23 protein-coding genes, 1 tRNA gene, 2 rRNA genes and 2 pseudogenes are annotated in these 23,993 nt (G+C 59.2%); 9 read left to right on the top strand and 19 right to left on the bottom strand.

Annotated features, from left to right (window positions below):
* Nucleotides 1-259: 259 nt before the first annotated feature.
* The 3 genes from BF95_RS29130 (at nucleotide 260) to BF95_RS12270 (ending at nucleotide 1,464) form a co-directional block, all read left to right on the top strand.
* Nucleotides 260-595: a transposase gene (locus tag BF95_RS29130; RefSeq protein WP_235209707.1), complete on the top strand. Its 336-nt coding sequence runs from the start codon at nucleotides 260-262 to the stop codon at nucleotides 593-595.
* Between the two features lie 19 nt (nucleotides 596-614).
* Nucleotides 615-986, top strand: coding sequence for an IS5 family transposase (locus BF95_RS29125; protein WP_235209706.1), 372 nt, complete (start codon nucleotides 615-617; stop codon nucleotides 984-986).
* Between the two features lie 142 nt (nucleotides 987-1,128).
* Nucleotides 1,129-1,464, top strand: a complete 336-nt coding sequence (locus BF95_RS12270) for a TfoX/Sxy family protein (protein ID WP_043151684.1) — start codon at nucleotides 1,129-1,131, stop codon at nucleotides 1,462-1,464.
* 91 nt (nucleotides 1,465-1,555) lie between these two features.
* Here BF95_RS12270 and BF95_RS12265 read toward each other — a convergent pair whose 3' ends face one another.
* The 4 genes from BF95_RS12265 to BF95_RS12245 form a co-directional block, all read right to left on the bottom strand.
* The gene (locus tag BF95_RS12265) at nucleotides 1,556-2,380 is read right to left on the bottom strand and encodes a transglutaminase-like domain-containing protein (RefSeq protein WP_043151683.1); all 825 of its coding nucleotides are present in this window, start codon (nucleotides 2,378-2,380) and stop codon (nucleotides 1,556-1,558) included.
* A gap of 169 nt (nucleotides 2,381-2,549) precedes the next feature.
* The gene (locus BF95_RS29120) at nucleotides 2,550-3,641 is read right to left on the bottom strand and encodes a hypothetical protein (RefSeq protein WP_235209705.1); all 1,092 of its coding nucleotides are present in this window, start codon (nucleotides 3,639-3,641) and stop codon (nucleotides 2,550-2,552) included.
* Nucleotides 3,642-3,734: 93 nt separating this feature from the next.
* Nucleotides 3,735-4,373: an FMN-binding negative transcriptional regulator gene (locus BF95_RS12250; protein ID WP_043151682.1), complete on the bottom strand. Its 639-nt coding sequence runs from the start codon at nucleotides 4,371-4,373 to the stop codon at nucleotides 3,735-3,737.
* 11 nt (nucleotides 4,374-4,384) lie between these two features.
* On the bottom strand, nucleotides 4,385-5,005 hold the full coding sequence (locus BF95_RS12245; RefSeq protein ID WP_043151725.1) for a LysE/ArgO family amino acid transporter: 621 nt from the start codon (nucleotides 5,003-5,005) through the stop codon (nucleotides 4,385-4,387).
* A gap of 72 nt (nucleotides 5,006-5,077) precedes the next feature.
* On the opposite strand from BF95_RS12245, the gene BF95_RS12240 reads away from it, so the two are divergent.
* Nucleotides 5,078-5,977 carry a LysR family transcriptional regulator ArgP gene (locus tag BF95_RS12240; protein ID WP_043151724.1) on the top strand — a complete coding sequence of 300 codons (900 nt, stop codon included), beginning with the start codon at nucleotides 5,078-5,080 and terminating at the stop codon, nucleotides 5,975-5,977.
* A gap of 138 nt (nucleotides 5,978-6,115) precedes the next feature.
* Here BF95_RS12240 and BF95_RS12235 read toward each other — a convergent pair whose 3' ends face one another.
* Nucleotides 6,116-8,437, bottom strand: coding sequence for a TonB-dependent siderophore receptor (locus BF95_RS12235; RefSeq protein WP_161774290.1), 2,322 nt, complete (start codon nucleotides 8,435-8,437; stop codon nucleotides 6,116-6,118).
* Nucleotides 8,438-8,592: 155 nt separating this feature from the next.
* Here BF95_RS12235 and BF95_RS12230 point away from each other — a divergent pair, with 155 nt between their 5' ends.
* From BF95_RS12230 to BF95_RS12220, 3 genes are read left to right on the top strand one after another with little or no spacing between them, the layout of a single operon-like run.
* The gene (locus BF95_RS12230) at nucleotides 8,593-8,832 is read left to right on the top strand and encodes a hypothetical protein (protein ID WP_152542689.1); all 240 of its coding nucleotides are present in this window, start codon (nucleotides 8,593-8,595) and stop codon (nucleotides 8,830-8,832) included.
* Nucleotides 8,829-10,433 (top strand): PepSY-associated TM helix domain-containing protein, encoded by a 1,605-nt coding sequence (locus BF95_RS12225; protein WP_043151679.1) that lies wholly within the window; start codon nucleotides 8,829-8,831, stop codon nucleotides 10,431-10,433. Before BF95_RS12230 ends, BF95_RS12225 begins: the two co-directional genes overlap by 4 nt.
* Complete coding sequence (locus BF95_RS12220) at nucleotides 10,426-10,740, top strand: DUF3325 family protein (protein WP_043151678.1); 315 nt, start codon at nucleotides 10,426-10,428, stop codon at nucleotides 10,738-10,740. Before BF95_RS12225 ends, BF95_RS12220 begins: the two co-directional genes overlap by 8 nt.
* 30 nt (nucleotides 10,741-10,770) lie before the next feature.
* On the opposite strand, the pseudogene BF95_RS12215 reads toward BF95_RS12220, so the two are convergent.
* Together BF95_RS12215 and BF95_RS12210 are read right to left on the bottom strand one after the other, a co-directional pair.
* Nucleotides 10,771-11,019: pseudogene (locus tag BF95_RS12215) on the bottom strand (transposase); the annotation flags it as partial.
* On the bottom strand, nucleotides 11,001-11,456 hold the full coding sequence (locus BF95_RS12210; RefSeq protein ID WP_051519986.1) for a helix-turn-helix domain-containing protein: 456 nt from the start codon (nucleotides 11,454-11,456) through the stop codon (nucleotides 11,001-11,003). The pseudogene BF95_RS12215 and the gene BF95_RS12210, both read right to left, overlap by 19 nt.
* A 38-nt stretch (nucleotides 11,457-11,494) precedes the next feature.
* Between BF95_RS12210 and BF95_RS12205 the strand changes: the two genes are divergently transcribed.
* Nucleotides 11,495-12,913 carry an MFS transporter gene (locus tag BF95_RS12205; RefSeq protein ID WP_051519985.1) on the top strand — a complete coding sequence of 473 codons (1,419 nt, stop codon included), beginning with the start codon at nucleotides 11,495-11,497 and terminating at the stop codon, nucleotides 12,911-12,913.
* 423 nt (nucleotides 12,914-13,336) lie between these two features.
* Here BF95_RS12205 and BF95_RS12200 read toward each other — a convergent pair whose 3' ends face one another.
* From BF95_RS12200 to BF95_RS12165, 8 genes are all read right to left on the bottom strand, one after another.
* A complete protein-coding gene (locus tag BF95_RS12200; RefSeq protein ID WP_051519984.1) occupies nucleotides 13,337-14,140 on the bottom strand; it encodes an SDR family oxidoreductase in 804 nt (267 codons plus the stop codon).
* A 24-nt stretch (nucleotides 14,141-14,164) separates the two neighbouring features.
* Nucleotides 14,165-14,677, bottom strand: a complete 513-nt coding sequence (locus BF95_RS12195; protein ID WP_043151677.1) for a hemerythrin domain-containing protein — start codon at nucleotides 14,675-14,677, stop codon at nucleotides 14,165-14,167.
* A gap of 106 nt (nucleotides 14,678-14,783) precedes the next feature.
* The gene (locus BF95_RS12190) at nucleotides 14,784-15,266 is read right to left on the bottom strand and encodes a DUF421 domain-containing protein (protein WP_043151676.1); all 483 of its coding nucleotides are present in this window, start codon (nucleotides 15,264-15,266) and stop codon (nucleotides 14,784-14,786) included.
* Nucleotides 15,266-15,778 (bottom strand): hypothetical protein, encoded by a 513-nt coding sequence (locus BF95_RS12185; RefSeq protein WP_152542688.1) that lies wholly within the window; start codon nucleotides 15,776-15,778, stop codon nucleotides 15,266-15,268. Before BF95_RS12185 ends, BF95_RS12190 begins: the two co-directional genes overlap by 1 nt.
* 9 nt (nucleotides 15,779-15,787) lie before the next feature.
* Nucleotides 15,788-16,357, bottom strand: coding sequence for a CinA family protein (locus BF95_RS12180; protein WP_051519983.1), 570 nt, complete (start codon nucleotides 16,355-16,357; stop codon nucleotides 15,788-15,790).
* A 282-nt stretch (nucleotides 16,358-16,639) separates the two neighbouring features.
* Nucleotides 16,640-17,023 carry a response regulator gene (locus tag BF95_RS25620; protein WP_051519982.1) on the bottom strand — a complete coding sequence of 128 codons (384 nt, stop codon included), beginning with the start codon at nucleotides 17,021-17,023 and terminating at the stop codon, nucleotides 16,640-16,642.
* The gene (locus BF95_RS12170; RefSeq protein ID WP_043151674.1) at nucleotides 17,020-18,096 is read right to left on the bottom strand and encodes a sensor histidine kinase; all 1,077 of its coding nucleotides are present in this window, start codon (nucleotides 18,094-18,096) and stop codon (nucleotides 17,020-17,022) included. The genes BF95_RS25620 and BF95_RS12170 overlap by 4 nt, the downstream gene beginning before the upstream one ends.
* Complete coding sequence (locus BF95_RS12165) at nucleotides 18,093-19,532, bottom strand: ATPase domain-containing protein (protein WP_043151673.1); 1,440 nt, start codon at nucleotides 19,530-19,532, stop codon at nucleotides 18,093-18,095. Before BF95_RS12165 ends, BF95_RS12170 begins: the two co-directional genes overlap by 4 nt.
* Before the next feature lie 502 nt (nucleotides 19,533-20,034).
* Here BF95_RS12165 and BF95_RS29115 point away from each other — a divergent pair.
* A pseudogene (locus BF95_RS29115) lies at nucleotides 20,035-21,087 on the top strand (recombinase family protein); the annotation flags it as partial.
* Between the two features lie 381 nt (nucleotides 21,088-21,468).
* On the opposite strand, the gene BF95_RS29110 reads toward BF95_RS29115, so the two are convergent.
* From BF95_RS29110 to BF95_RS12130, 4 genes are all read right to left on the bottom strand, one after another.
* The gene (locus tag BF95_RS29110) at nucleotides 21,469-21,648 is read right to left on the bottom strand and encodes a hypothetical protein (RefSeq protein ID WP_043151669.1); all 180 of its coding nucleotides are present in this window, start codon (nucleotides 21,646-21,648) and stop codon (nucleotides 21,469-21,471) included.
* A 46-nt stretch (nucleotides 21,649-21,694) separates the two neighbouring features.
* Nucleotides 21,695-21,771 (bottom strand) — tRNA-Met (locus tag BF95_RS12140).
* Nucleotides 21,772-21,961: 190 nt separating this feature from the next.
* A 5S ribosomal RNA gene (gene rrf / locus BF95_RS12135) occupies nucleotides 21,962-22,076 on the bottom strand.
* A 194-nt stretch (nucleotides 22,077-22,270) separates the two neighbouring features.
* Nucleotides 22,271-23,993 (bottom strand): 23S ribosomal RNA (locus tag BF95_RS12130); the annotation flags it as partial.

The raw sequence follows: 23,993 nt of genomic DNA, 5'->3' as shown, positions 1-23,993 counted from the left end.
CCCATAGTGCCCCGTGGGATATCATACTACTCGATCCACAGGCCACCTCGTCAACAGCCGATTGCCAGTTAGCGGCCCGGATGAACCTTCCCAAAGATCCGCAGGTGATGGCTGTTTCCTTCGTTGGAGCGACCGGATGCTCATGTCAGCTAGGGTCAGGACCTGTTAAATTGCTTGCGCATTGGGTGATGGGTTGATTCAATAGCAGCGTTAGGAGGCGCTGCCGATGGATGTTCCGTTTCTGCTGAGTGAGGCGCAGATGCGCCGGATCGAGCCGTATTTTCCCTTGTCTCATGGGGTGCCAAGAGTGGATGATCGGCGGATAGTGTCTGGGATCATTTACGTCATCAAGCACGGGCTGATGTGGCGCGACGCGCCCAAGGAGTATGGCCCACACAAGACGATCTACAATCGTTTCATCCGCTGGAGCAGGCTCGGCGTGTTCAACAAAATCTTCGCTGGCTTGGCAGCAAAGGGCGGCAAGCCCGACCAGTTGATGATCGATGCAACCCACCTGAAAGCACACCGGACGGCGGCAAGCCTGCTTAAAAAGGGGATGTTCCCCGACGTATCGGACGCACCAAAGGCGGCCTGAAATCCAAGCTACATGCCGTATGCGATGGCAAAGGCGACCGCTCATCATGCTGCTCAGTGAAGGGCAGATGAGCGATTATAAGGGCGCTGCACTGATGATCGATGCCTTCCCGAAGGCAAAGGTCCTGCTGGGCGACAAGGGCTATGACGCCGACTGGTTCCGCGCGGCACTGGCCGACTGCAAGATCACGGCCTGCATCCCGTCAAAGGGGAACCGGAAAGTGCCCATTCCACACGACACGGCGCTCTATAGACAGCGGCACAAAGTCGAGAATATGTTCGGCAGGATCAAGGACTGGCGGCGCATCCACACGCGCTACGATCGTTGCGCCCATACCTTCATGTCCGCCATCTGCATCGCCGCGACCGTTATATTCTGGATCAATCAATGAGTCCTGACCCTAGTCGGCCATCCTGCGTTAGCGAGATGGAAAAGCGGCCTGTCTGATCTTGATGAGTGGAAATCGGCGGCTGAACGTCTTGGAAGGGTCGATTGACCCTCGACCTTTTCATCAGGACCGGCGATATCGCCTTATGGCGTCCGATCGTAAAACCGTTGAATTTCTTGTTGAGCAGATGGCGGGCGGCGGCACCGTTTCAGCCAAGGCGATGTTTGGCGAATTCGGCATTTATTGCGATGGGAAAATGGTCGCATTGGTCTGCGACGACCACCTATTCGTAAAGCCCACGGTTAGAGGGCGCGCATTCGCTGCCGATGCGGAAGAAGCCCCTCCATATCCCGGTGCAAAGCCCTGTCTCCTGATCGACGCGGAAAAGTGGGATGACCGTGAGTGGCTTGCCGAGATCGTTCGTATCACATCCCAGGAATTGCCTGCTCCCAAGGTCAGGACCAAGCGCAAATCCGGTTGATGCAACGCCTGGCAGAAGCCCGTGTTCGTTAAACGAATGCCTGCTTTTAGAAGGTGCAGGTGGATCGTTGAATGTACGGGAAGGGTCGTGTTCAGCGTTTCAAATGTCCGAGCCGGTCTTCATCGGTGTAGATCTCGAACCGAGTGAGAATTGCCGTGCCAAAGCTGGTGGTGAGGGCGGCGTCGGTCGCGTCTCGGCCTCTCGCCATCAGTATGCGTCCCCGGCGGGGCCGGTTGTGGCGGGCGTCAAACACATACCACTGTCCGCCGATATAGGCCTCGAACCAGGCGGAGAAGTCCATATCGCCCACCAGCGCGGGTAAGTCCATGTCACCCATATAGCCCGTGCAATAGCGGGCAGGCACGTTCATGCAGCGGCAAAGAGTGATGGCGAGATGGGCATAGTCGCGGCAAACGCCCTCCCGCTGCTGGTAGGCGTCCCAGGCGGATTTGCCGGGATGCGCCTTGCCATAGTCGAAGGTGATCCATTCATGGACGAAAGAGACGATGTCCTGCACCAGGCTCCACCCCTTGGGCCTTCCGCCAAAAAGCGACCAGGCGATTTCGCTCAGCCGATCGGTTTCACAATAGCGGGTGGCGAGCAAGTAGAGAAGCACATCGTCTGGTAACTGCTCGATGGGCAGTTGTTGCGCCTCTGGTGCCACGATGTCCGGTTCGAAGGGGTCTTCAATCACGAAGCCGCAGGAGATTGTCGTGGTTCCTATTGGCAGTGTCAGCCGGGAGCAGATATTTCCGAATATGTCGATATAATCGTAAAGCGGGATATCGGGGTCGGTCATGATCCGCTGTGCTGTGCGCAAATCACGGTTGCGTGTGGGATGCACGCTCAGCGCCGCCAGCATCGGCGTGGGCTGCTGCGTCATGAAACTGATATTGTAGCCGGCGCGAATGAGCATGGAGGAGCCTCGAAATGGCGACCGCCGTTCATTCTGCGGTCTCGAAAATGTACCGGCACCTTGCGGTTGACGGGCGACACTCTCCACGACCTAAGCCGAACGTCTGCACTTGGCGAAGGAAATCTGGCCTATGAAAGTTGACCAAAGGTCAACCTATGCCTGCCGATCTCTAACGGCGCATGGCAAGTGCAGCCATGCCGGTCGCTTCGTCTGTCATGAAAAGATAGGCGTCCGTCTCAGGCTTGCGGTCCTTGTTGATCGACTTTGCCGTGACAGAGCCGTCATTGCCTTGATGAGCCGCCAGCCAAGCCTGTGCCTGTTTGAGCGCCGCCGCGCTGGTCGGACCTCCCCCTTCCCGCAGAATGACCGCTACTATGGCAGTGGCATATCCGTCGCTCTCTTGCGGCAGGCTGGAGCCGTCGATCCTCTGCCAGTTCGACAGGCTCGGCAAATTCCATCCTCCGTCTGCTTGTTGGCAGGCGACTAGTTCCGAAACGATCCTGCTTCGCTGATCCGTGGCTAATACGCCGCCTAGCTGGCTATCAGCCCACAGGATGAGTGCGCGGGAATAAAGCGAGCCGCCCGTACCTGTTCGCAGATAAGCGCGAAGTGCATCAACCTGCGGAGCAACCACCGGATCGGCGGCATACCCGTCCGGCGCACGCGCGACAGCCAGCGCGGCCAATGTCGCACCCCAATAGATTGCTGTCGGGGACTCGAAGGGTTCTAGCCGGAAGTTGAGCCAGGTAAAGCCACCCTTCTGATCGCCCGCTTTCATCTGCACGCCCCACATATTGGCGAAGGCCTGTCGCGTGTCGGGTCCAAGATGGCCGCGTTCCTGATCCCGCGTCGCCAGTATCAGCGCGTTAAGAACGGCTTCGACGCCGCGAGACTCCGCCGACTTGGGTACGCCGCGTGTCTGGTCGGGATAGAAAGGCTCTACCTCACCCCAAAGATAGACACGCTTCACCACATCATCGAACATCGCCATCTCATCGATGCTTCGCTGTTGCTTGCCTGACTGGCTGCGGAGCGAGGGCATGGCAAGGACATGGGGCAAGGATGTGTGGCAGGATACACAGCGTGTGCCATGGTCCCGCTCAGCCTTGGGCCATTGACGCCACCAGTTGAGGCGATTGTCCAGATAGGCGGCTGCTGCGGTGCCATTCCAGGCCGACTTCTTTGTTGGTACGGCTTCTCCACGCGCGACCATCACCATGGCGAGTAGAACGGCGGAAGAAATGAGCGGCCAGCGTGTCATGCAGCATTCCTGACGATGAGAGGAAAAGGATAGCGAAGAGGTACATGGGGGCTATGTGTCATTCGACGTAATTCGTCGGTAAGGACTTGGATCTCATGCCTTGCTATCGGCAAGGCTGTGCACGATCAAAGCCATCGGTGAGAGCGGGTTCTGAGCCATCAATCCATCAACCACACCGGCCTTGTTGGCGGCTGGGTGGTTTTGGCTCGCCTTCCACTTGCCCTCGATACGTTCGATCGCGATTTCGATGCCGGTGATGCCTTTAAGCTGGCCCTCAATATAGGATGCTGGCGCATCAGTGACGGACCACGGCTCGGGTTGATATTGCTCCTGCTGCCCGGTCAGAGCATCGATCTGCATCCTGAGCCAGTCGGGATCGTCAATGATGACCGGCCGCCCTCTCGCCTGCACCATGACATAATTCCAGGTTGGAACGACTTTGCCATGCAGCCGCTTGGTGGGATACCAGGACGGCGATACATAGGCCTGTGGTCCCTGAAAGATCACCAGCGCTTCAGCGCCCGCACGAAGGTCCGCAAGCTGCGAATTTGCCTTCGCTATATGTGCTTGCAGCAGTCCTCTTTCGCCAGCGTCGGACCGCAGCGTGAAAGGAACGAGATTGGCATTGATGCCGCAAGCTCCCGATGTAACGAGTATGGCGATCGGATAGGCGACGATCGCTTGATGGAGGACTTCGATGCGATCTTCGCGGAAAGCGGGAGGCCGATACATGGCGCGACCCCTCAACCGAAAGTGCGCATCAGCAACGATGCCGCGAGGGAAAGCATGGTGATCCCCACGATAGCATCCAGCACGCGCCAGGCCATGGGACGGGCGAACAGCGGCACAAGCAAGCGGGCACCGTAGCCCAGCGCGGCGAACCATGTGAAACTGGCTGAAACGGCCCCTGCGACAAAGATCGGCCGCAGGGCAGCAGGCTGAGCCGACCCTGCCGCGCCCATCAGCAAGACCGTATCAAGATAGACATGCGGATTGAGAAAGGTGAAGCCAGCCGTCGCGGCCATCGCTCCGCCAAGGCTTATGCTGCCGTTGGAGGTGACTGCCATAGTCTCCGGTGCGGCCATGCGTCGCAATGCCTTGACGCCGTACCAGCCCAGAAAGACCGCACCGCCGATTGTTAAAATGAGCGTCAATTGCGGGATAGCTGCCAGGAAGGCACCGACGCCTGCAACGCCCGCCACTATCAGCAGAGCGTCTGCGCTGCCGCAGAAAAGGACGACTGGCCCGACATGCTCGCGCTTGAGCCCCTGTCGGAGGACAAACAGGTTCTGGGCACCGATCGCCATGATTAATGCGGCGGACAGCAGGAAGCCGGAGAGAAAGGGAGCGAATATGTCAGTCATTCTCTCCATATCCAGCATGTGCGTGGTTTAGTATAACTTGTTATTCTAATCCTGATGAAGCAATACTTCATCATGTTGGACTATCCCTCCCTTGCGGCTGTCGCCGCCGTCGTGCGCGAAGGCAGCTTCGAAAAAGCCGCCGCTCTGCTCAAGATCACCCCCTCGGCGGTTTCACAGCGGGTCAGGGGATTTGAAGAGCGGTTGGGGATCGCCCTCGTCGTTCGTGGGCAACCTTGTACGGCGACAGAGCAGGGCCGGGAGCTATGCGCGCATTTCGACAAAGTGCGTCTGCTTGAAGCAGATCTTCCGATGAGTTTTGCCAACGGAATACAGGATAGCTCCCGCCCATCTCTGAGCATTGCAGTCAATGCCGACAGCCTTGCGACATGGTTTCCATATGCCATGGCGGACTTTGCCCGAACGACCGGGATGCTGGTGGAATTGACGCTTGAGGATGAAGGGCACACGGCCGATCGTCTGCGGACCGGAGAAGTGCTTGCTGTCGTCACATCCGACCCGGAACCCGTCGCCGGATGCAGGACGATTGCAGTGGGATCGCTCAGCTATGTCGCTTGTGCCAGCCCGGATTTTGTCGCTCGATATTTCCCGACCGGGATTGACGGGGACAGTCTTAACATAGCGCCAGTCATGCGCTTCAACAGGAAAGACCAGCTTCAGGGAAGGTGGGCTAAAGCCGCCTTCGGCACGGACCTGAATGCACCAACGCACTGGATTCCATCAACACAGGGATTTCTCGATCTCGCCTGCGCCGGTCTTGGTTGGGGCCTTCAACCGAAGACATTGGCAAAACCGCGCATCCATGCAGGTACCTTGATCGAATTGGTGCCGGGAGACACAATGGACGTCCCGCTATTCTGGACAGTATCCCGTCTCCATGCACAGGCCATTCAGGCCATGACCAGCGCCGTAAAGAAAGTCGCCAGGCAGCACCTCCAACCCGTGCCAATGTGAAGAAGCGGACTGACTGGAATCGGGAGCGAGAAATTCGGTCATGAATGTCTCAGAAGGGTCGGGCACGGTCGCCCTCGAACAAAACGTGCCAACTGACGACCGTGCTTTTCCTTGATAGCGACATCCAGCCTTCGAGACTTACCAGCTATAGCGGAGCGACCCAACCACCGTGCGTGGTGCGCCATAATAGCAGCTGTTGTTAAAAGGGCAGGCGCTGATATGCGTCTTGTCCAGCAAATTGGCAGCATTAACGGCCAGGCTCCAGCCCTCAAGCGACGAACTTGCCCGACCAAGGTCATAGCCCAGCAGGGCATCGACCAGTATGAAACCATTTGTGTGGAAGCGCTGGAAGGTCGCCACATTGTTCGCCACCAGATAGTGGGTGGTTCCATCCGATCCGCCTACATAGCGCAAACCTGCGCCAAGGCTCAGGCCCGAGAGAGGTCCTGTCGCCTGCTCGGCTTTCTCGAAAGTATAGGAGAGGAAGGTCGATGCCGCCCATTGCGGCGTGCCGAGCTGGCGCGTGCTGGTCGTCGTGGGCGTGCCGCTGTTGGTTGCGGTCGGTGCAATCGCTGGCGTACCTTGGGTGATAACAGCATCGGTATAGCTGGCAGCGGCAACCACGTCGAAGCCGGGCGAGACCTCGCCGCGCCCTTCGAACTCGATCCCGCGCACGCGCACTTCACCGATCTGTATCTGGGCGTTGGTCGGTATGCCATTCGTACCCGCAGCCGGGTCCGTCACCGGCACCTTCTGCCGACGCAGGTCATAAGCGGATAGAGTGAAGATCGCGTTCGTTCCTTGCGGATTGAACTTGATGCCGCCCTCATATTGGCGACCCGTAACCGGATCGAACGGAACGCCCAGATACGTCGTTCCAGACTGCGGTTCGAAGCTTTCTGAATAGCTGAAATACGGTGAGACCCCAGAGGCAAAGGCGTAGAGCGCGCCCAGTCGCATCGTGAACGCATCTTGCGCCAATTTCGTGACGCTGCCGTTCCGCTTGTTCAGCGATAGCTGCTCATAGCTGTCGAACCGGCCGCTGGCGATGAGCTGCAAGCGGCCGATGCTCATCTGGTCCTGGAAATAGATACCGGTCTGGTCGCGTTTGCCATAGGTGTTTATATAGGTGGCTGACAGCTGCGTCAGATCGAAGCTGGGCAGCGTGCCACCATAGGTCGGGGCAAACAGGTTGAGATTGGGGACGCTGGTCAGCGGATTGCTCGACTGACCGGTATTGAACTGCTGGACATTCTCCCCCGTGATGCGCTGATAGTCGAGGCCCACGAGCATATTATGGGCGATGAATCCGGTGTCGAACTTCGCGTTGATATGATTGTCCATCGTCAACGTGTCAAAATCTTCGTCGGCACCGCCGCCGCCGCGCGTGATCGTGGAAAAATCCGTGTTACGCGCCGCACCTGTGCCGGTCGTTGCGAAGCCTGCGACATAGAGCTGACGGTAAGACAGTTTGTGGTTCTGGAACCGAAAGTTCGACCGGAAGGTCAGATGCTCGTCGAAATCATGGCGGAAGAAGGCGGCGATCGATTTCGCCTTATGATTGTACCGCTCATAGCCTGGATCGCCGGTATTGATGTCGCGCGGCAATGTGCCGTTCGGGTTTGCCAGTACCGTGCCATAGGCAGGAACACCCGAATAGCCGCCGCCGCTTGGCGCATGTTGATAGGTGGCGATCAGGGTGAGGCTGGTGTCCGGGTCGGGCGTGAAGGTCAGCATCGGACTGAGGTGCCAGCGCTCGCTGAAGGTGCCCTCGGTCACGCCATCGCTTTTCTGCCAACCGCCTACGATCCGGCCCAGCAGCTTACCATCAGCGGTGAGCGGCTGATTGATGTCTGCTACGATCCGTTGGCTGTCATAATTGCCCAGTTGCGCCTCCACCCGGCCAAGGCTTGCCGCCTCAGGCATCTTGCTCGTCAGATTGACAAGGCCGCCGGGCGTGGAGTTGCCATATAATACCGAAGCGGGTCCCTTGACGACATCAAGATGATCGATCCGGTTGAAGTCGATCTGCGGTGTCGAATAGGGTCCGGCGATCAAGCGCATGCCGTCCAGGAATATCCCGGGTGCAAAGCCACGCAGGATGAGTTGATCGTAGCGCGTCACCATTGCGCCGCGCTGGTTGGGCGACACCCCCGCGACATAACCCAGCGCCTGGTTGATCGACAGCGCGTTACGACGGATCAATTCCTCATTGTCGATCACGGTGATGCTCTGCGGCGTTGCCATCAATGGCGTATCGGTCTTGGTGCCCGAGCCGGTCTGCTTGTCGCGCATCCCGGTGACGATGATCGATTCCCCGCTCCGCGTCGCATCGCCGTCGGCAGCCACTGGCTGTTCCGCCTGTGCCAAGGTCGGCATCAATGCCAGAGCAGCTACCGACAGGCGCAGCGCCGCCAGCGTGCGCGGCATGTCTGTAAGTGAACGTTGGTAGGCGTGCATCATTATCCCCTAATGCTAATGCGACTGATTCCTATTTGCTACTAGGGTTGCCTGGCGCTACAGGCAAGCATCATCGAAGAAGGGGGTTAGGCGTGAGAGGCGATACTGGAGCGAGCGGGAACCGGCATCACGACTGGCGCGTGATGGCACGGTGCGTGACCGCGCTAATCGGTAGCTATGCCGCTGCTGCAGGCTTGGCATCGCTGCTGTCGCGTCTGCTGCCGGTTGCACGGGCGGAGGCGACGGTGTGGGGCATGATCCTGTCTTTCCTGTTGTTCGCGGCCTTGGGCTTGTGGGCGTTCCACGAGCAGCGCCTGCTACGGGTCACAGCGCGCATATGGGGCACCGCCATTATCTGCCTGTGCCTGCTCAGCATATTGGGTCCGCGGGCATGAGCGGCGGACAGGCATCACAAAACCGGGGTGTCCGCCAGTCGATGGCCTGGATACACACCTGGCTTGGGTTGCTCGCCGGCTGGATTTTATTCGCGATGTTCCTGACCGGGACCGCCAGTTATTTCCGCCCGGAGATTACGCGGTGGATGCAACCGGAACTGCGCATCGCACCTATCGGACCGATCCAGGCCGCCGAAACGGCTGTCGCCCATATGCAGGCGATCGCGCCGCATGACGAACAATGGTATATTTACCTGCCCGGCGAGCGGACGCTGGAGACGCGCATATTCGCTCGCGCCCGCAAGGATCCCGATGCCGACCCCAAAGCGCCGCCACTCAAACGCGCCGCTGAAATTCGCCTTGATCCGGCCACCGGGACACCCGTTACGGCGCGCAACACGCGCGGCGGCGAACAATTCTACCGCTTCCACTTCCAGTTGCAGCTGCCCCATCCCTGGGGTCGCTGGCTGGCTGGCCTGTGCGCCATGTTCATGCTGTCGGCGATCCTATCGGGCATCATCACGCACAAGCGCATGTTCGCGGACTTCTTCACCCTGCGCTGGAACAAGGGGCAAAGAAGTTGGCTCGACGCCCATAATGTCTCGGCCGTCTTGGCGCTGCCTTATCATGCGATGATCACCTATACCGGGCTCATAACCCTGATGACGATGTATATGCCGTGGCCGATCGTCGCCAACTATCAGAAGCCCAATGATTTTGCGGTCGAAGCCTATGGCGTGGAAGCGGAAGACGCGCCGTCCGGACGCGCTGCACAGCTCTCTCCGGTCGGCCCGATGGTGCAGGCGGCCATGCGCGAATGGAAGGGCGGGCGCCCCGACCGCATGGTCATCCGAAACCCAGACGATGCGACCTCCACGGTCACCCTGTTGCGCAGTGGATCGGATCAGCTGAACGCCCGCGGCGGATCGATCAGCTATGCCGGGGCGACCGGCGCGCGCCTGTCGGCCTCGGGCGAAGCGGGTGCTGCAATCCGCACCGCTGGGGTGATGCTGGGGCTGCATCTGGGCAGCTTTGCAGGACCGGTACTGCGCTGGACCTACTTCCTGCTTGGCCTCATCGGCGCGGCGATGGTCGGTACGGGGCTGCTCCTATGGATCGCAAAGCGGCGAAAGCCTGGAGCCAAACCGCTTTTGGGTTTCCGCCTTGTCGAACGGCTGAATATCGGTGCCATCGCCTGCCTGCCCGCTGGCATGGCCGCCTATCTGCTCGCAAATCGCCTTATTCCTGCCGACATGCCAGGCCGGGCCGCCTATGAAGTCGCAGCGATGTTCTGGGTCTGGTTCGGACTGGCAACCCTGTCCCTGCTGCGTCCAGTCGCAAGAGCATGGCCGGAAACGCTCGCCGTCGCGGCGGGAACCTTTGCAGCCTTGCCGGCGGTGAACATGCTCACCACCGATCGCGGGCTTCTACGCAGTGTCGAGACAGGCGATACGATGTTCCTGGCCTTTGATTGTGCCTTCTTTGCGATCGCCGCCCTGCTGGGCCTTGGCGCGTGGCGCGCCAGTCGACCAAGACCGGTATCATCGCGCGCGCGCGCTCTTCGATCTTCATCGGTCGCCCAGGAAACCATCCATGTTTGAAGCTGGCCTGTTCGCCTATGCAGGTTTCGCCAGCCTCGCCGTCGCACGCAAGAAGCATCGTCCTGCACGCCCGTTGCCGTTTCTGCCAGCGCCGGGGCGAGCGGGCCCCATTGGCTGGACGCTTCTCAACCTGTCCCTTGCGATCGCGATCGTTCAGCTTGGCGCGGCGCAGGGACTTGTCGCCTGGACGGGACAACTATGCGTCGCTGGTGCTGCATTCGTCCTGCTGCTCTCCTGGCAGCATCGCATGGCCATCATGATAGGCATCGCCCTGCCCTTTGCGGCCACAGTATTTCTGCTTCTGTAAGAGCTCGATTCACAATTATCAGATGATATTTCATAGACTTGCAATGCGACGGGCGAATAGCTGGATGGAAGCTATGAACAGCCACGCGGTTGCCGATGCGATGGTCTATTCAAAGTCCTTGGCGAGGCGGCGGTTGCGGTTCAGCCACGCCAGCGTTCGCTCGACGACCCAGCGGCGGGGGAGAAGCACGAAGCCTTTTGCCACATCGGATCGCTTGACGATCTCGACGGCCCATTTGCCGATACGCCGCAGTGCTTCCCTTAGCTTGTCGATAGCATAGGCCGCCGCTTACTGCCTCGCGCAGCCGCCACCTTTAACAACCGCCGGAATGACGGACACTCCATGTGACTCGGCGCAGGGCACGCGGCGGCGTGTTCGAGGCCGTCTTTCAGCGCTCGAAGCTGCCTGATAGTCCGGTCCAACTCGGCCGCTTTGTTCGAAAGCAACACGCGGTCTATTTGGGCTGCTGTGCCATCGCCGAACATCGCTCTGATCTCGTCGAGAGAAAATCCGGCCAGACGACCGAGCGCTATCAAGGACAGGCGGCCAAAAACATCCTGATCGAACGTGCGTCGCAACCCGCGCCGTCCCAGGGACTCTATCAGGCCTTTCTCTTCATAGAAACGCAGCGTCGAGGCCGGGATGCCCGAGCGCTTGGCCACTTCCGAGATTTCTATAAGTTTCACGCTTGACCTCAAGTTGACTTGAAGTGGCATCGTGCTCCGATCTGTTATGCGACTCAAGGAAAATCGTGATGGGACAAGTTTCTGAACATGGTCCACAGGGCTCTCCCCGGTGGGCGCTTGCGGGGCTCTCGTTGGCTATGTTGATGCCGTCGTTCGCAACCAGCACGGCGAACGTCGCATTGCCCGAACTTACGAAGTTATACGCTGCGTCGTTCCAGGCAGCGCAGTGGGTCGTGCTCAGTTATCTGCTGACAATCACCGCGTTGATCGTAGTGGTTGGGCGTCTGGGAGATGTTCTCGGTCGGCGACGGTTGATGCTGGCCGGGGTGACGGTCTTCGCGGGAGGGTCGATGCTTAGCGGAGTGGCGCCAAGCCTTGAAATGCTCATCAGCGCCCGAGTGGTGCAGGGCGTCGGCGCGGCGACGATGATGGCTTTGACGATGGCATTTGCCAGCGCTGTTGTCCCACGGTCGCGGACCGGAAGCGCGATGGGCCTACTGGGAACTATGTCGGCTGTCGGGACCACGTTAGGGCCCGCGCTTGGCGGACTGGTGACCGCTTGGACCGGCAGCAGGGCAATCTTCATGGTCAATGTCCCACTTGCTATGGTGACCTTGCTGATTGCGGCGCGGACCTTGCCACACGATCCGCCTCGTGTAGCGGCACCCTCCACGCGCTTCGATCTCGCCGGCACGGCTCTCCTCGCGGCGGCGCTGATCGCTTTCGCTTTGGCGATGACCTTGGGTCGCGGGCAGTTCGGCTCGCTCAATTTCGCGGCCCTCGTCACCGCATTTGTCGCGTGCAATGCCTTCATCGTGGTCGAAGCTCGGGCGCCGTTTCCGCTGGTGCCGCTCAATCTTATTCGTAACCGGGCGCTGCTTGCCAGCCTGTCCACCAACATGATCGTCTCGGCAGTCATGATGGCAACTCTAATCATCGGCCCGTTCTATCTGAGCAAGGTCATCGGGCTTGCAGCGGCGCCCGCCGGACTTGTCATGGCTGTCGGACCACTCGCTGCAGCAATGGCCGGGGTTCCTGCTGGCCGACTGGTCGATCGCCTGGGCACCGAACGCGTAGCGCTTGGTGGTCTCGCTGCTCTGGCGGCAGGAACAGCTTACTTGTCGGTGATTCCGGCCGTCTTCGGGGTCGCAGGATATGTGGCGCCAATCGTCACGATGACGATCGGCTACGGCCTGTTCCAAGCTGCCAACAGCACGAAGATCATGACAGGGGGCCGCCCGGCTGAACGCGGCCTCATCTCGGGAATGCTCAACCTGTCACGTAATCTGGGGTTGATTACGGGCGTATCTACCATGGGCGCCATATTCGCTTGGGGCACTGCCGCGAACGACGTGGTGACGGCATCGCCGGAAATGATCCTGAATGGAATGCACTCGACTTTCGTCGTCGCCTTCTTCCTAATCATAGGGTCGTCACTCGTCTCATTTCACGCGGCGCGAAACATCTCCGCAGAGCGCACTGGCTGAGCCCACTCGTCGCACGTTGTGCCATTTCGACGATCCCTGCGAGGGGCCGGCACTGAGGCGCCAGGATAGTATACCGTCCGCACCTGGGGAGCGAAATTGGGTGCCAAGTAGCCGAGAAAGATAGCTCTTGTCGGAATCGAACGCCGACTCATGGGGTAGGCTCGTCACGGTGATAGCGTTGTGGCGCGCCATCTTCGCCTTTCGAGCTAGGTCATGAGCGATGGGGAAGAGAAGCGGCACCGAAGGAGCCGACAACGGACCACGATCAAGGTCAAGGTCAAGGTCTTATAAATGACGAAGTTGATGTGTGTGACTATGCCCAAGCGGCTAAGCTTCGTACCTCCGCTTTATTTCAGCTGCTCGAGATTCAGATGAACGGCCGACCGCCAGTCACCGGCACGGTCGCCCGCTCATGTAACTCCCCTAATCGCTTGCCAGCATCACATAGGGCGATGCCAGTTCGCGGGGCTGCGCGGCGCGGCCGATCGGCGTGTTCTCACCGAACGTCCTTACGGCTTCGGGCGGCATGGTCGAGGGGATTAGCGGCGTCCATACTGGCCCCGGCGCTACACAGTTCACGCGGATATTCTTGTCGGCCAGCAGCTGCGCCAGGCCCATCGTAAAATTCTGGATCGCGCCCTTGGTCGTTGCATAGGCGAGCAGATGCGCATTGGGCTGGTCGGCGTTGATCGAGCTGGTGTTGATGATCACCCCGCCATTCTCAAGATGGGGCGCGGCGGCCTTGGAAAGATAGAACATCGCGTGAATATTGACGGCGAAGGTCAGCTCCCACTCTCGATCGGAAATGTCGCCAAGTTCCTCGAAGCTCGCCTGATGGGCGGCATTGTTGACGAGGATGTCGATGCCGCCAAGCTCCTCGACCGCCTTGTCGATGATCGCCCGACAGTGCTGCGCGCTGCTGATGTCGCCCGGCATCAAGACAGCCTTGCGGCCGGCCTGTTCCACCCACTTCTGCGTTTCGCGGGCGTCTTCTTCCTCCTCGCTGAGATAGGATATGAGGAGATCGGCGCCCTCGCGCGCATAGGCGATCGCCACGGCCCGGCCAATGCCGCTGTCGCCCCCCGTGATGATCGCGCATTTGCCTGCGAGCCGACCGGACCCGACATAGCTCGTCTCGCCATGATCGGGCCGCGGTTTCATCGCATCGGTATTCCCCGGCATCGCTTGTTGCTGCTCAGAATAGGGCGGCCGGGGATAGTCGGTCATGATTACCTCCTATAAGGCAGGGCGTCAGGCGGAAATCAGATGCACGGCGGTGGGCTGCGCCAGCGGCAGACCGGCTGATTTTGCCTGCGCCATCAATTCTTCCTTGCGCGCCAGCATCTGGTCACGCAGCGCGACGAGATCGACGTCGGCCTTGCGACACTGAGCGAACATGCCCTCCGAAGGCATCTCCTCCTCATGGACATGATGCTTGATCTCCTCGGAGAGCACCTTGACCTTGGCATCATAGAAATCGTCTGCGGGGCTGCCGGCCTCGATATCATTCACCAGCACCTTGGCTCCGTCATGCTCGACATAGGCCTCATCGAGCGTGTCGTCCTCGATCTTGCCGCGAAAGGCGGGGTAGAAAATCTCTTCTTCGATCAGTGTGTGGACCTTGAGTTCTGTGCAGATCTCGTGAGCGAGTTTCTGCTTGCGGCTCGATGAGGTAGCGTTCTCGAACTGCTCGAAAAGAGCCTCTACCGCTCGGTGATCGGCCTTGAGCATGGCAATAGCGTCAGTGAAGCTTTCGCTGGGCATGATATCCTCCTGTGGAATACTGCCCCAGAAATGGGCGGATGGCCGTATCAGTTCCCTGCTAACGACTCGCAGCACGACGAAATGCGAAGAGTTGACCCCGATTAACTCATGTCACTTTCTCGTCGTCTTCCTGTTTCGTGCTCTGCTCTTCCTTTCGGGCGATGAAGCTGATCTTTCCATTGGGTTCGAGGATGGCCCAGGCAACTTCGGCAATTCGGGCGATGCCGGCCAGTCGCATCTCGATTTCGACTTCGGCCCGGGTGATCCGGTCACGGCGCATATTGGCTGCGATCAGTTCACCATCCTTGATAAGCACGCGCGGACCCCCCTCGAGCCATCGCTCGGCACGGGGCGAGAGATAGGTGATCCAGCTCAGGGCCAGCGCCCAGAAGGCGATGGTGGCAATGGCAAGCGCCGCGCCCGTCATGCTGAGGTCGTTATGCGTGATGCCCTGCTGGACGAGGTCGCCCATGACGATCAGCAGCACCAGCTCGAACGGCGTGACTTGGCTCAACTCCCGCTTGCCCAGCAGCCGCAGCAACGAATACATGATGAAGAACATCACGCTGGCGCGCAGGATGATGTCCATCAGGGCAGGACCTTGATCCGGACCGGAACGGTGGCGAGCACGGTTTCGCCATCGAGCGCCGTGATCATGCCGCTGGTGCCGGCGAACAAGGGCGGATTGATCTGGCCGTCGATCTTGAAGCGAAAGGTTTCTCCCGCCTCGGCGGGTCCGAAGGAAAAGCGATGGGAAGCATCCTTATGGCTTTCCTCGCCCGCAGCCGGCATCAGCGTGTTGATCGTCATTTCCCGCCATAGACCATCCGACATTGCAATGACGAGATCGCCCACGGGTCGGCGCGGCGTTACTTCGACGATGGTTTCAAAGGCCATGCCATTTCGCAAGATATCGGGCATTCGCACCGCCAGAGCGGCAGAATTGCTGACCGCTCGTCGCATGGTCGCGGGTTGGCCTGCGAACATGCCCGACAATCCGGTGGCAAGAAGTGCCGCCAGGAGGAGCAGCGGCCAGGGGTTGGCACGCCGGCTGTTGCTCTCATGCTCCTGAGTGATGCCGTCCGGTGTCCGAGTTGCCATGGCCATATCTCAAGCCGCTTGCGGCGGGCGATCCGCCACGGCGGGCAGCATGTCGCCCAGCATCGCGAGCGCGACGCGCAGGGATTCGATCCGCGTGGCCCCGCGACCGATATCACCGAAATGCTTCAGGCAATGGCGGGTATCTGTTCCTTGCCCCGCGCACGCAAAATGAACGAGGCCAGGTTCGTCGCCCGGCGCGCCGGGACCGGCAAATCCGGTGATCGCGATCGCAAGCTGCGCCTTTGACCGGCGCAGCGCCCCCTCGGCCATGGCGCGCGCGACCGGCTCGCTGACCGCGCCGCAATCCTCTACCAGCGCCTGGCCGAGTCCGAGCAGATCGCATTTGGCATCCTTGCTATAGACGATGAAACCACGATCGAATGCGTTGCTGGCCCCCTCGATATCGGTCAGCAGCGATGCCAGCAGCCCGCCGGTACAGCTTTCCGCCGTCGCGATGCTGAGTGCCGCCTCATCTACGCCTTCCAGCAAAGATATGGCGGCTTGAATGATGTCATCAGGCAATGCCGGAGACAGTGTCCCGGCATCGAACGCCTGCTTGCTGTTGTGTCCTTGATCCATCGTCCAATGTCCTGCGATCACAAAACACGCATTCCCTAGCGGGTGTTCCCGAACCCAGAGGCAATCTGCCTCTTCCTTATCCAGGAATGCGACGACACGAGCCTTCCCTGGTATGGATCGGCCTCGAAGCCGACCCCCGGCTCAAGTTGAGGCGACCATCTGAAAGGGCTGCGGAGGGATTAATATCTAAAGGGTCCCAATCGGTGCCTTTCGAAACCCCGCCTCTGCGCTGATCCATAGCAGGGCGTCCGGGAAGAACCGACTTCCACCTGCCCGTACCAATCAGCTCCCGCTCACCAGACCCTGGATTTTATCCGCAAAATCCTCAGCAACGATGGGTTTGTTGATCACCGCGATAACCCGGTCGGAATATAGCTCCGCGACGTCCTGCTGGCCGGTCACGAAGATCGACGGAATGCCTCGTTCCTTGAGCCACGCAGCCGCAGCCGGACCGGTGCGACCATCAGCCAGATCGATATCCACAAGCGCGCCATCTATGTCGGTCGCGGCAGGGTCAGCCTTCAGTTGGGAGAAGCTGTCGGCAAAACCCGCCAGAACATGGCCGGCATCCTCAATCAGATGTTCGATATGAAACACAATCAGGGGATTGTCTTCAACGCAATAGATCCGCAGTGGCTTGCGAACGCCGATGGTGTCTGATGTCATAAGCCCGAAACGCTGTCCGGTGCCTCCGGGTTGCAGGCGACGCGCGCCAATGGTCCCTTAATCTCGCATCGAAGGCCATCGGTCGCGAACATGATGTCGGGTTTGGTACCGAACAGACCACCGAGAGCCGCACGTAAATAGCGCGTCCCATAGCCGGAGCGCGACGGCGCGACGACAGGCGGTCCACCCGTTTCCTGCCACAAGACAGACAAGTCAGGACCCAAGTCCGGCAGTATGTCCCAATGGAACGCAACCTGGCCGTTCGGCACGGACAACGCACCATATTTGATCGCGTTGGTCGTAAGTTCATGCAAGCAAAGCGCGAGCGTCGTACCCGCCTCGCGCGTTAGCATGAATGACGGGCCGGAGGCGTCGATCCGGCTGATCCCCATCTGCCGATAGGGATCGAAAGTGAGCTGTGCGATCTCGGCGATCGAGATCGCTTCTCCCTTTGCCTCGAATACGGCGGAATGCACGTTGGACAGTGCAGTCAGGCGGGCACCGAAATCATCCGCAAGTGCGTCCACACTCTTAGCGCCGCGGCGCGTCATCTCGAAGATGGAAAACACGCTGGCGAGGATATTCTTGACCCGGTGATTCAGCTCCCGGCGGAGTTCGATCTCGCGCTCGATATGATCGCGCACTTCTCGCTGCCGCATTCGCGCCAGCAGCGCCGACTGGATGCCGCTGACCAGTTCGACCTGGGTGAGCGGGCGCTGATAGAAAAGCTGGCGTGACCGTGGCCATGCCGCCGCCAGCTGGCCACGGATCCTACTGTTCGGCGACGCGCGATCAAGCAGGACCACGATCGGCATTTCGGACCAGGGAGGCTGGGCACTCAGATGCCTGGCGACGATATCGATAAGGGTCGGGGTCAATGCTTCATGGGTCGTCACGAACACGCCCGGCCCCGCCGCCAGATACTCCGTCAGTTCCTCCGCGGACACGCAGGTCGCGACAGCCATGTCATATTCGGCGAGCAACTGACCCAGATAGGCCGCGTCCCGTCGATAGGGCGCAAGAATAAGGACCTGGTCCAGCGCACCCGGCTCGACCAGATCGCTGCCACTCATGCCGTCGGCAGCGGATTGAACGGGACGACCTTAACGCCGTCGCTTTCGATCAACAGTTCATGAACATTCAGGTCATGGGGACCATGGCGTTTCTTGACGACGGTGATGTTGCGTCGAAGACGGCCATCATCTTCCATGATCCGCAGCAGGAGTACGGTATCGCCCAGGAAGCTCACATCGACATCGATACCGACATTCTGGCCTAGCAGACCGTGCTGGGCGACGATCAGCATTGTCAGAACGCCCGACCGCGCCAGATATTTGAGGAGAGACTGAATGTCCCGCACCGCCTTCTCGCGGTGCGGCAACGAGTTGAGGTAGCCTGTGAAACTGTCGATGACCACGACGCGGGTCTTGAAATCCTTGACGATCGATTGTGCGATCTGGGCGAATTCGCCAGGAGATATTTCATTGGGATTGAAATCCCGGATGATCAGTTGACCGTCTTTATGAAACTGCCGCAAATCCATGCCGAGGCCTTCCGATCGCCGGAAAAAGGTCTCCAGGCGTTCCTCGAACAGGAATAGCGCGACCGCTTCGCCCCGTTTGAGCGCTGCGGTTGCATAGAGCGAGGCCATGGTCGATTTGCCGGTCCCGGACTGGCCGATGACCAAAGTGGTTGTGCCTGATTCCTGACCGCCGCCAAACATGTCGTCGAGCGCATCGACGCCCGATTTGATCAACTGCGGCTTGCGGGTATCGACAGCCTCGCCCGGAATGATCCGGGGGAAAACGACAACGCCTTCGCCTTCCCGGATCGCCATGTCGTGATAGCCATCGGCAATCGGCACGCCGCGCATCTTGCTGACCTCGATCCGCCGCCGCACGGAGCCATAATCCTGCAGCGATTTGTCGAATCGGATGACGCCATGCGCAATGCCTTCGACCTCTTCTCCGTTGGGCGCCGCTTCGTTGGTCTGGGTGTCGAGCAGGAGCGCGACAACTTTGCGCTGCGCGAGGAACGCCTTGAAGCCCAGGAGTTCGCGGCGGAACCGGGGCGTGTCGCCCGTGATAAGCCGGATTTCCAACAGCGAATCATATACCAGGCGGTGTGGCTTATGTTCCTCGATTGCCAGCTCGATCGCCTGGCGCGTTTCGTCGAGGCGGAGTTCGGCGGTCTGGAAGATGGTCTGATCGGCGGCACCATTGACGGCGTCAGATGCCGACAATTCCTCTATCCGGATGCCGTCCAGCGTCCAGCCATAGGACTGGGCGATGGATTTGAGCTCAGCGGCGGTCTGGGAAAGGCTTACGTAGATGCATCTTTCCCCGGCTTCTACGCCCGCGCGCAAGAACTGAAGAGCAGCTGTCGTCTTGCCCGCGCCGGGCGCGCCCTGAAGCATATAGAGGTTGGACGCGGGGAGGCCGCCGCGCAGGATTTCGTCCAGTCCTGCCACACCTGTCGCGACCACAGGCTGGGCTTTACGCTTGCTCACACATGTCTCCTCGTTTGGGATCGGATCGCACAATCGCTGCTGATTTGCCAGTAAGATGGAGAGGATCGTCATTGGCTTCGACCATAGGGGAGAGCACATGGTCTGCGCTGCATCGGGCAGAACGTCGCATTCTTGCCCCGATCTGGCGAGAAGAGCATTTCCTCCGAGCGATGGTGGAGTAGCGAAAGATGAGGTTTGCTTACCCCCCAAGTGGGCCTCACCACTCCCGACGGTGCCTCTCTGGCTCTGTCGGGAGACCAGGGTAACGGCCTTGGCTATTAGCGCCCGTCCGCATGTCGTTCGCTAAACAAGGTGAGGTCGGCTGCAGAGACGGGATGACCCCGCGAGGGCTGATCAACCATGCTCTCGAAGGCCCAATCGGGCATGTTGGCGGAACCGCTGGGCAGCGTAAAAGCGCACTCCAATTTTGATTTCGTCCTCAGATTGGCAAGAATGATCAAATCTGTAGACTGATCCCAAAGCTCATCTCTGGAGACTCCAAATGCCCCGCGTAGCGCTGTATGCCCGCTATTCCGACGACAAGCAGAGCCCTGCATCCATCGACGACCAGTTTTTGATATGCCGTGAACAAGCGGCGCGCGAAGGCTGGCGGATTGTCGCCAACTATAAGGATGCAGCGATCTCGGGCGCAAGCGTCATACTGCGTCCCGGCATCCAGTCACTTTTGCAGGATGCGCAGATGGGGCGCTTCGACATTCTGCTAGCCGAGGCGTTGGATCGGGTGTCGCGCGACCAGGCCGACGTCGCCACGCTTTACAAGAATCTCCAGTTCGCCGGTGTGAAGATCGTTACCCTGGCAGAGGGTGAAGTGTCTGAACTGCATGTCGGCCTCAAGGGCACGATGAACGCGCTGTTTCTCAAGGATCTTGCGAAGAAGACCCATCGCGGTCTGCGCGGCCGCGTCGAGAAAGGCAAATCCGGGGGCGGGCTTTGCTTTGGTTACGACGTCGTAAGGCGCTTCTCCAGCGAAGGCGAACCGGTTCATGGCGAGCGGAGCATCAATGCCGCGGAAGCTGAAGTCATTCGCCAGGTTTTTCGACAGTTCGCCAACGGGCTCAGCCCCCACGCAATCGCCTGTCGCCTGAATGATGCCGGGATTTCAGCCCCAACGGGCAAGCTATGGACATCGACCACGATCCGCGGCCACGCCAAGCGCGGCACCGGCCTGCTCAACAATGAACTCTATATCGGCAAACTGGTGTGGAACCGGCTGCGCTATTTGAAGAACCCGCAAACCGGCAAGCGCGTCTCCCGCATCAATCCCAAATCCGAATGGATTGTGACCGAGGTTCCTGACCTGCGGATCGTGGATGAAGAACTCTGGCAGGCTGCGAAGGCAAGGCAGGAGAATATCGCGATCCAATATGCCGACGGCATTGCGGCAACTCGCTCTGCTCAGACAGCCCTTAATCGCACGCATCGCCCAAAAAGTCTTCTCTCCGGCCTGGTCTACTGCGGCTGCTGCGGAGGTTCTTATTCCCTTCGCGGGCGGGGGCGGTTTGCCTGTTCGAACCATGGTGATACGAAAAGCTGCGCGAACGGGCATAGCATCACGCGCGACAAACTCGAAGCGCGCGTCCTTGATGGTCTGCGCGATCGCATGATGACCCCGGAGGTCGCAGCAGAGGCCATTCGGACCTATGTCGAGGAGAGCAACCGGATCAACCACCAGCGCCGCGCGTCAGAAATCGCTGATCGAACCGAGCTGCAGAAAGTCCTCAAGGCGATCAAGGGCCTCGTGACACTCGCAAAGGCAGGCAAGGGCACACGCGCGCTTGTCGATGAGCTTTTGGAGCTGGAAGCGCAGGAGGATGCGATCCGCGCTCGTTTGGCCGCGGCCCCTGCTGACGTGCCTGACATCCACCCCAACATCTCCGAGATTTATCGGCGCAAAGTCGAGCGACTGACTCACGCACTATCGCAGCCGGAAGAGCGCCAGGAAGCCGCCGATGCGTTGCGGGCGCTGATCGAGCGGATCGAGCGGATCGAGCTTACGCCTGGCGCGAAGCGCGGTGAGGTCAACGCCATGCTCTACGGCGAGTTTGGCAGGATCCTGGAGTGGATCGAACAGCGTCGATTGGCCGAGAATGCACAAAGCCCCGGCGCTTTGGCGTCGGGGCTTTGTGGAATGTCGGTTTCGGTGGTTGCGGGAGTAGGATTTGAACCTACGACCTTCAGGTTATGAGCCTGACGAGCTACCGGGCTGCTCCATCCCGCGGAGAGTTTGTTTGGCCTCAAGCGCCGGCGTCGACTTGCTGTCGACTTGGCTTTCCTCGCATAAGCTCGGGCGGCCGTTCGGCCTTGCGGGCCTTTGGCCCGTTTGACGCATTCCCTTGGGAACAGGCTTCAGGGCTGATTAGCCAACAACATCATGAATGGGTTTTTGCTGATTTTGCGCGAGCTTCAATGCCTGGCGACGCCCTACTCTTCCAGTGCTTGAGCAATAGTACCATCGGCGCAGACTGGTTTCACGGCCGAGTTCGGGATGGGATCGGGTGGGTCACAGACGCTATGGTCACCAAGCAATGAAGCTGGCGCAAAATCAGGGTTTATAATCGATACCGTGCACATTTAAGCATTTYACTTGGAAAATGCGTCASCRGACACATTTTTAGATGTGATATTCTGGCTGGCCTAAGAACCACGCCATCTTATTCGAACAACTGTTGCCAGTGCTGTCATTGATGGTGGGACTCTGCGGTTCATTGCTGAACCGTTTAAGCGCGAACAGAGCAATTAGGACTGGTTAGCTTCATGGATTACTCCACTTCCACATCCAGCCTATCAACGTCGTGTCTACGACGGCTCGATGAAATCTTATCTTGAGGGAGGCTTCCCGCTTAGATGCTTTCAGCGGTTATCCCGTCCATACATAGCTACCCAGCTGCGCTCCTGGCGGAACGACTGGTACACCAGAGGTATGTTCAACCCGGTCCTCTCGTACTAGGGTCAACTCCTCTCAAATTTCGACGCCCACGGCAGATAGGGACCAAACTGTCTCGCGACGTTCTGAACCCAGCTCACGTACCACTTTAATTGGCGAACAGCCAAACCCTTGGGACCTGCTCCAGCCCCAGGATGTGATGAGCCGACATCGAGGTGCCAAACGATTCCGTCGATATGAGCTCTTGGGAATCATCAGCCTGTTATCCCCCGGCGTACCTTTTATCCGTTGAGCGATGGCCCTTCCACGAGGGACCACCGGATCACTATGACCGACTTTCGTCTCTGCTCGACTTGTCAGTCTCGCAGTCAGGCGGGCTTATGCCATTGCACTCTAACAGACGGTTTCCAACCGTCCTGAGCCCACCATCGCGCGCCTCGTTACTTCGTTAGGAGCGACCGCCCCAGTCAAACTACCCACCACAGAGGGTCCCTGTACCGGATAACGGTACGAGGTAGACATCAGAAAACAGCAGGGTGGTATTTCACCTATGGCTCCACATCAACTGGCGTCGAAGCTKACTCAATCCCCACCTATGCTACACAGCTCTTTCCTAATGCCACTCTGAAGTTGCAGTAAAGGTGCACGGGGTCTTTCCGTCTAACCGCGGGTACTCCGCATCTTCACGGAGAATTCAATTTCGCTGAGCATATCCTGGAGACAGTGGGGAAGTCGTTACGCCATTCGTGCAGGTCGGAACTTACCCGACAAGGAATTTCGCTACCTTAGGACCGTTATAGTTACGGCCGCCGTTTACCTGGGCTTCAATTCAGTGCTTGCACACCTCCTCTTAACCTTCAGGCACCGGGCAGGCGTCAGGCCCTATACGTCGTCTTGAAGCCGACTTAGCAGAGCCCTGTGTTTTTGCTAAACAGTCGCTACCCCCTGGCCTGTGCCCCCCATAAGAGCTTGCGCTTATATGGGGCCTCCTTCTTCCGAAGGTACGGAGGCAATTTGCCGAGTTCCTTCAGGATACTTCTCTCAAACGCCTTGGTATACTCTACCATTCCACCTGTGTCGGTTTAGGGTACGGTCTATACGGAGGGGCTATTTCCTGGGACACCTTCCCAGCCTGGAGCAATCCAATAAGCCCAGACCAGTTACGGCATCCGTCACACACCTCCAGGCCCACGAATATTAACGTGGTTCCCATCGACTACCCCCTTCGGGCTCGTCTTAGGGGCCGGCTTACCCTGCTCAGATTAGCTTTAAGCAGGAACCCTTGGAATTTCGGCGACAGTGCATCTCACACTGTTAATCGCTACTCATGTCTGCATTCGCACTTCCGATACCTCCACGACCCATTACCAGATCGCTTCAACGGCCTACGGAACGCTCCGCTACCGCGTGATCGTAAACGATCACACCCCTAAGCTTCGGTGCATCACTTTAGCCCCGTTACATCTTCGCCGCAGGATCTCTTATTTAGACCAGTGAGCTGTTACGCTTTCTTTAAAGGATGGCTGCTTCTAAGCCAACCTCCTGGTTGTTTTGGA

The sequence above is a fragment of the Sphingobium sp. Ant17 genome (genome assembly GCF_000588875.1).
Taxonomy (GTDB): domain Bacteria; phylum Pseudomonadota; class Alphaproteobacteria; order Sphingomonadales; family Sphingomonadaceae; genus Sphingobium.
This window is presented reverse-complemented; position numbering and strand designations above follow the sequence as displayed.

What these genes read in the sequence shown, in the direction of transcription:
- BF95_RS12210 (WP_051519986.1), bottom strand. Translation starts at nt 11,456, where the DNA reads ATGCCACTTCAAGTCAACTTGAGGTCAAGCGTGAAACTTATAGAAATC.
- BF95_RS29125 (WP_235209706.1), top strand. Translation starts at nt 615, where the DNA reads ATGCGATGGCAAAGGCGACCGCTCATCATGCTGCTCAGTGAAGGGCAG.
- BF95_RS12200 (WP_051519984.1), bottom strand. Translation starts at nt 14,140, where the DNA reads ATGACCGACTATCCCCGGCCGCCCTATTCTGAGCAGCAACAAGCGATG.
- BF95_RS29130 (WP_235209707.1), top strand. Translation starts at nt 260, where the DNA reads ATGCGCCGGATCGAGCCGTATTTTCCCTTGTCTCATGGGGTGCCAAGA.
- BF95_RS12245 (WP_043151725.1), bottom strand. Translation starts at nt 5,005, where the DNA reads ATGACTGACATATTCGCTCCCTTTCTCTCCGGCTTCCTGCTGTCCGCC.
- BF95_RS12185 (WP_152542688.1), bottom strand. Translation starts at nt 15,778, where the DNA reads ATGGCAACTCGGACACCGGACGGCATCACTCAGGAGCATGAGAGCAAC.
- BF95_RS12170 (WP_043151674.1), bottom strand. Translation starts at nt 18,096, where the DNA reads ATGAGTGGCAGCGATCTGGTCGAGCCGGGTGCGCTGGACCAGGTCCTT.
- BF95_RS12235 (WP_161774290.1), bottom strand. Translation starts at nt 8,437, where the DNA reads ATGCACGCCTACCAACGTTCACTTACAGACATGCCGCGCACGCTGGCG.
- BF95_RS12270 (WP_043151684.1), top strand. Translation starts at nt 1,129, where the DNA reads ATGGCGTCCGATCGTAAAACCGTTGAATTTCTTGTTGAGCAGATGGCG.
- BF95_RS12220 (WP_043151678.1), top strand. Translation starts at nt 10,426, where the DNA reads ATGTTTGAAGCTGGCCTGTTCGCCTATGCAGGTTTCGCCAGCCTCGCC.
- BF95_RS25620 (WP_051519982.1), bottom strand. Translation starts at nt 17,023, where the DNA reads ATGACATCAGACACCATCGGCGTTCGCAAGCCACTGCGGATCTATTGC.
- BF95_RS12250 (WP_043151682.1), bottom strand. Translation starts at nt 4,373, where the DNA reads ATGTATCGGCCTCCCGCTTTCCGCGAAGATCGCATCGAAGTCCTCCAT.
- BF95_RS12190 (WP_043151676.1), bottom strand. Translation starts at nt 15,266, where the DNA reads ATGGACATCATCCTGCGCGCCAGCGTGATGTTCTTCATCATGTATTCG.
- BF95_RS12225 (WP_043151679.1), top strand. Translation starts at nt 8,829, where the DNA reads ATGAGCGGCGGACAGGCATCACAAAACCGGGGTGTCCGCCAGTCGATG.
- BF95_RS12240 (WP_043151724.1), top strand. Translation starts at nt 5,078, where the DNA reads ATGTTGGACTATCCCTCCCTTGCGGCTGTCGCCGCCGTCGTGCGCGAA.
- BF95_RS12195 (WP_043151677.1), bottom strand. Translation starts at nt 14,677, where the DNA reads ATGCCCAGCGAAAGCTTCACTGACGCTATTGCCATGCTCAAGGCCGAT.
- BF95_RS12180 (WP_051519983.1), bottom strand. Translation starts at nt 16,357, where the DNA reads ATGGATCAAGGACACAACAGCAAGCAGGCGTTCGATGCCGGGACACTG.
- BF95_RS12205 (WP_051519985.1), top strand. Translation starts at nt 11,495, where the DNA reads ATGGGACAAGTTTCTGAACATGGTCCACAGGGCTCTCCCCGGTGGGCG.
- BF95_RS12265 (WP_043151683.1), bottom strand. Translation starts at nt 2,380, where the DNA reads ATGCTCATTCGCGCCGGCTACAATATCAGTTTCATGACGCAGCAGCCC.
- BF95_RS29120 (WP_235209705.1), bottom strand. Translation starts at nt 3,641, where the DNA reads ATGACACGCTGGCCGCTCATTTCTTCCGCCGTTCTACTCGCCATGGTG.